General features: G+C 35.7%; 7 protein-coding genes. All 7 read right to left on the minus strand.

Annotation, left to right across the window (positions count from 1 at the left end; translation table 11 throughout):
• The gene (locus tag ABY285_RS02585; protein WP_372766705.1) at window positions 1-1,404 is read right to left on the minus strand and encodes a sodium:solute symporter; all 1,404 of its coding nucleotides are present in this window, start codon (window positions 1,402-1,404) and stop codon (window positions 1-3) included.
• Window positions 1,405-1,409: 5 nt separating this feature from the next.
• Window positions 1,410-1,859: a GNAT family N-acetyltransferase gene (locus ABY285_RS02590; protein WP_372766707.1), complete on the minus strand. Its 450-nt coding sequence runs from the start codon at window positions 1,857-1,859 to the stop codon at window positions 1,410-1,412.
• Between the two features lie 2 nt (window positions 1,860-1,861).
• Entirely contained in the window at window positions 1,862-2,056 is a 195-nt protein-coding gene (gene rpsU, locus ABY285_RS02595) for a 30S ribosomal protein S21 (protein WP_372766709.1), read from the minus strand.
• Window positions 2,057-2,194: 138 nt separating this feature from the next.
• Window positions 2,195-2,665 (minus strand): MarR family winged helix-turn-helix transcriptional regulator, encoded by a 471-nt coding sequence (locus ABY285_RS02600; RefSeq protein WP_372766711.1) that lies wholly within the window; start codon window positions 2,663-2,665, stop codon window positions 2,195-2,197.
• 23 nt (window positions 2,666-2,688) lie between these two features.
• Window positions 2,689-3,927, minus strand: coding sequence for an NAD(P)/FAD-dependent oxidoreductase (locus ABY285_RS02605; RefSeq protein WP_372766713.1), 1,239 nt, complete (start codon window positions 3,925-3,927; stop codon window positions 2,689-2,691).
• Window positions 3,928-3,990: 63 nt separating this feature from the next.
• Complete coding sequence (locus ABY285_RS02610) at window positions 3,991-5,001, minus strand: 4-hydroxyproline epimerase (RefSeq protein ID WP_372766721.1); 1,011 nt, start codon at window positions 4,999-5,001, stop codon at window positions 3,991-3,993.
• Window positions 5,002-5,008: 7 nt separating this feature from the next.
• A partial coding sequence (locus ABY285_RS02615) for an aldehyde dehydrogenase family protein (RefSeq protein WP_372766715.1) occupies window positions 5,009-6,002 on the minus strand: 994 nt, incomplete at its 5' end.

Raw genomic sequence — 6,002 nt, forward strand, 5'->3', positions numbered from 1 at the left:
TTATTTTTTAATTGATAAATAGACAATGGAAGATAGTGAAATTCCTATTAATATTGGATCGAAACCAAAAGGAATTTTCACTTCAAGAAAAGTTAAGATTAATGTAGAAGATCCTCCTACAAGCATAGAATATAAAGCCGCTAAAGGTTTTCTGTTTTTTGACAATAGAATTCCCAACACCGGTACCAATAATCCTGAAACCATAAATGAGTATGACAGCAACATCAATTCCAATACACTTTGCATTGTTGTAGCAATAATTATTGCTACACCTCCCACAAAGAAGGTGATAATTTGAGAAATTCTTATCGTCTTTTTATTAAGGTCTTTAAGTCCCAATATATCAGTTACAAAATTACCGGAAGCTGCAAGTAAACAGCTATCGGCTGTTGACATTATTGCAGAAAAATAGGCTGATAACATCAATCCCATTAAACCAACGGGCAAGACATGTTTTAAAAGTAAAGGCATACCCATTTCAGGATCCATACCAATTTCACTTTCAAATCCGTCGGAAATAAAAATACCTTTTGCAGCTGCAACTCTTGAAAATAATCCAAGAATTACGCCCATAAAAGCCATTGTAGGATATTCAAAAAGTCCTGCTATAAACCATGCTTTCTTTGCTGTCTTTTCATCCTTACACGCATAAATTCTTTGATAAAGTGTCATTCCAACAAACCAAATTGGCACAATAATTACAAACCAATTTACAATTTGTACCCAAGAAACATTTTGTAATGAAAAATATTTGTCGGGAAGCACTTCAACAATCGCTTCATAACCTCCTAAGTAGTTATAAGCAATAGGGATTCCAACAAATATCAATCCAAACATTAAAACCAACCATTGAAAAGTATCTGTGTAAATTACAGCTTTCATTCCGCCAAAGGCAGTATAAACTAATGCCACACCTCCCATTATCAGTAAAGCTTCATTTAAGTCAAGAGAAGGAAATGTGCCCACAGCCAACTTTGCCCCGGCAAGAAATTGAGATGAAGTAAAACCCAAATAGCCAATAAAGGAAATAATACCGGCAACCATGGCTACTGTAGCTCCGTAACTGTGCTTCAAAAATTCGGGAAAAGTTAAAAAACCATGCAAATTGCCAAGCTTTACAACCTTTGGAATCAAAAAAACGGCGCTTAACCAAGCGCCTATAAGTCCGGTAAATAACATCCAGGAACCGGATATCCCCATAACAAAACCAAGTCCGCCCAACCCAATAGAAAATCCGCCGCCTACATCTGTTGCAACAACGGACAACCCGACGTGCAAACTACTCATTTCACCCCCACCAACGTAATAGTCTTTAACGGTTTTATTTTTATTGAAAAAATAAAACCCAATTCCTAAAACCAAGACCATGTAAACAGCAAAAACAACAATGTCTAAAATAGCCATATCAGTTATTTTTGTTTTTTAAGTCGCATTTCTAAGTATTTGTTTTCAAAGCCCAATTTTTCATATAAAAATTTTGCCGGATTGTTTGGTTCTACGTGCAAAGCGATATCTCCATCAGCTAATTCAATAGCTTTGTTCATTAGTTTTTTGCCAACACCTTTACCTCTGGCATTTTCATGAACTGCAATATAAACGAGAATGTTTTCAGGAATATACCCGGACATTCCTGTTTTGTTCACTATTGTAACGCCTTGAATTTTATTATTTTCCAAAAGACTCAAAACAAATCCGCCAAGTTCTTCTTGAGAATCCTTAATTGCGAAATCGAAACATTTACCAATATCTTCCTTTTTATCACCATATTCCTGTAAATGCTGAAATAAAAATGAAATAACCTCCTCCTTTTCTTCTGCTGAAGGTTTTGTGGTTTTATTGTAAATTTTAAAAGTCTCCATAGCTATTTTTCTTCTTGGTTTCTTAAATCCTGTATGTAAACCGCCTTTGCCAATTTCATTCTTTTCTTAACCGATTTTTTAGTAAATTGTTTCTGGTCTCTTAAATTATTAATCAGTTTTGTTCTTCTTGTTTTTTGTTTGTATCTTTTTAGCGCTCTATCAATGTTTTCGCCTTCCTTTACTTGTATAATGAGCATATTTCTTGTTTTATTTTATAGGTTATCATGCAAAAATACGAAATAGTTTCTATAGAAACTATTTAAACCCATTTATAATAATTCAATAAACAAGAAATCAATACAATTTTGAAATCTGAACACAATAATCTCATGTTCTTAAATAAATTCTTCTGAAGTGATAATTGGTGAATCGTCTATTTCATCAACTTCCATAAGCTCGGTTAATAAGTCAATGCCATCAATAATGGTTTTAAGTTTTTCTGGCGGAAGCGCTTGAAGTTTTTCGCTTAATTTTTGCTGAAAAGTAAGTGGCGCATTTTGGATAAGTGAAATTCCTTCGGCCGTTAAAGAAATTAAGGTGATACGCTTGTCGGTAGATTTAGGAAGTTTTACAACCATATTTTTTTTCTCCAGCCTTGATATTATCCCTGTAATAGTGCTGGCATTTAAATTCAAAAAAGCTTTTAACTTTGAAGCATTTGCACTATAGTCTTCCTGTTCCGCTAAAAATTGCAAGCATAACAATTGCGGAATACTCACGCCCAGTTCCTTATCTACACGCTTGCTTTCCAAATTTATGGAACGTACAATTCTTCTGAGTTTTATTAAAATTTCTATAAAAGTCATGCTTCAAAAGTAACCAAAATATATTAGCTACTTCTAAATTCAGTAATATCTAGAGATGTTTTTTCACCCATTATCAATTCACTGACCAATTTTCCCGAAGCTGGCGCCAAACTTAAGCCCATCATTGCATGTCCTGCGGCAATGGTTAAATTTTGAATTTTTTTAGATTTCTCAATAATTGGCATTCCGCTTGGTGTGCAAGGCCTAAAACCATGCCATACTTTTTTCGTTTCAGGAAGGTCAACTTTTAAATCCGGATAAAATTGATTTACTTTTTCAACAATTCCCTGTAATCGTTTTATGTTAATTTTAGTGTCTTGATTATTGGTGATTTCTAAAGTTCCTCCAAACCGAACAACATCACCCAAAGGTGTTACGGCCACTTTTCCCTCACATAAAATAGCCGGAATTGTCGGTTTTAACAAAAGGTTTTCTACATTAAAACTATAACCTTTTCCAGGTAAAATATACAATTTAACTCCTAACTTTTTGGCAATTTCCACACTCCAAGAACCTGCAGCTATTACAAACTCATCTGCTTTAAAATTTCCATGATTCGTCAATAATTCTTTAATTTTCCCTTCGGAAACATTGAAATCTATTATAGAACAATTAGAAGTCATTTTCACACCCATTTCATTTAATTCTGCTTTTAAAAATGCAATAAAATGATTTGGGGATAAGTGCGCATCTGATTTATAATGTACAGCGCCCAAAGCATCAACATTAGTGTTTTTCTCTAATTCCTTAACTTCCTGCTGATCTAAAAAACCGACTTCTACCCCCATTTTTTCAGCTATTTTGCCGATTTTTATTTCTTCCTCACCAACTTTTTCAGTGCTATAAAGCATTAAAAGTCCTTTTTCCTGATACCTAAATTCATTAATTGAACGCGCAAAATCCTGATACAATTCTTTGCTTAAAAAAGAAAGATCCCGCAATGGGGCCATAGATTTATTGACATGTTCCTGATTGGAATTTTTGTAAAATTGAATTAACCAAGAAAGTAAATCAATACTTAAAGCGGGTTTTATATAAAACGGACTTTTTGCATTGAACATCCATTTAATTCCCTGATGAATTACGCCGGGTTGTGCCATAGGAATAATGTGGCTGGGAACAATCATTCCTGCGTTTCCATAAGAACAGCCGTCCAGCATATCAGATTTGTCAATAACAGTAACTTTGGCACCCTCTTTTGCCAAATAATAAGCAGAACATAATCCAATAATTCCGCCCCCGATGATAATTACATTTTTCACATTATTGTTGTTAACTGTTTAATCGTGTAACTCTGTTGTTATTGATCTTTCAAACTATTATTTTTACAACACCTGAAATCCATGTGCATAAGGATCATCTTCCTCATCAATAATAATGGTGTTGTATCCATATATTTTTGCCCAGCCTTGTATGCTGGGAATAATTGCTTTTTTTCCTTCCAAAGTTGTTTCGGCTACTATTTTTCCAATAAATTTAGAACCAATAAAACTTTCGTGGATAAATTCTTTCCCCGGTTTTAGTTTGCCTTTCGCATACAATTGTGCCATACGTGCTGATGTTCCCGTACCGCAAGGTGATCGATCAATTGCTTTGTCTCCATAAAAAACGGCGTTTCTTCCAGAGGAAGTCGGATCAATAGAATTTCCGGTCCACATGATATGACTCACATCTCTAATGGTTTCATTTTCGGGATGCACAAATAAATTAGGATATTTTTCATTGATGCGCGATCTGACTACTTGTGAATATTGAATTAATTTACCTGCCGTAAAATTGTGAACACCGCTAAAGTTTTCTTGTTGATCAACAATGGCATAATAATTCCCTCCATAAGCAACATCAAAAGTAAGTTTTCCCAATTCCGGACAAGCAATAGTTAATCCTTCAGCAACCAAGTAAGATTTTACGTTGATTAATTTTACCCAATCCACTTTTTTACCGGTTTTTTGATATTCAATATGCACAAGTCCGGCTGGCGCTTCCATCCTAATTTTTCCTGGAATTTTTGGCGTTATCAAACCTTCTTCAATGGCAATGGTTACTGTTCCGATAGTGCCGTGGCCGCACATAGGCAAACAGCCTGAAGTTTCAATAAACAAAATCGAAAAATCATTTTCTACATGATGCGGCGGAAATAAAATGCTCCCGCTCATCATATCATGTCCGCGCGGTTCAAACATCAATCCTTTGCGAATCCAGTCGAATTCCTTTAAAAAATGCTGACGCTTTTCGCTCATATCAACTCCCTTTAAATTTGGACCACCACCGGCAACCACTCTCACCGGATTTCCACAAGTGTGGGCGTCAATGCAAAAAAAAGTTTTTCTATTCATGGGAATCTTATAAAGACTGAGTTGTTCTTTTTCCATCAATTGTTCTTGAAATCCACAACGGATTTTCATTTTTCAATTCATCAGGCAACAATTCGTTTGGCCAGCTTTGAAAACTAAACGGACGAACCCAACGTTTTATGGAATTGATTCCCACCGCAGTAAATCTGCTGTCGGTTGACGCCGGATACGGACCACCGTGAACCATTGCGGCACAAACCTCAACGCCAGTTGGAACTCCGTTAAAAATAATGCGTCCAACCCTGTTTTGAAGGGCACTTATTACCTTTTCATAATTTTTTAATTCTCCGTTTTCCGCCAAAACTGTTCCTGTTAACTGGCCTTCCAAATTGGCAATTATTTCTTCCAATTGTTGCACATTTTCGCATTGAACCACCATTGAAAATGGCCCAAAAACCTCCTGATGCAATGTGGTGTTTTCTAAAAAAGTGGCACCTTCAACAGTTGTTATGGCCTGGCGGCCAAAATTCACCGAAGTTTCATTTGAAAAACTTGCGGTAGTTTGCAAACCATTTTGTTCTTGCATTTTAGCTTTTTTAGTTTCATAAGCCTCAATAATGTTTGGATGCAACATGCAAGTAGGTTCAATATTTACAATTTCATCTGATAGTTTTTGAATAAAATTTGTTAATTCAGTTCCTTTTATTCCTAAAATTAATCCGGGATTTGTACAAAATTGCCCCGAACCTAAAGTGATGGAACCTGCATAAATATTTGCCCAATCTTTCCCTTTATTTTTAGCGGCTCCCGGTAAAATAATCACCGGGTTTACGCTTCCCATTTCCGCAAAAACAGGAATGGGTTCTGGACGCTGTGAGGCCAAGTTGTATAATGCCCTTCCTCCCCCAATGCTTCCTGTAAAACCTACCGCCTTTACCTGTGGATGTTTCACCAATTTAACGCCGACCTCAATTCCGCTGCTGTTTAAATTTGAAAATACGCCATTTGGCATTCCTGTTTTTTCGGCAGCATTTATAATTGCC

It is taken from the genome of Lutibacter sp. (assembly GCF_041555395.1).
Taxonomy (GTDB): Bacteria; Bacteroidota; Bacteroidia; order Flavobacteriales; family Flavobacteriaceae; genus Lutibacter.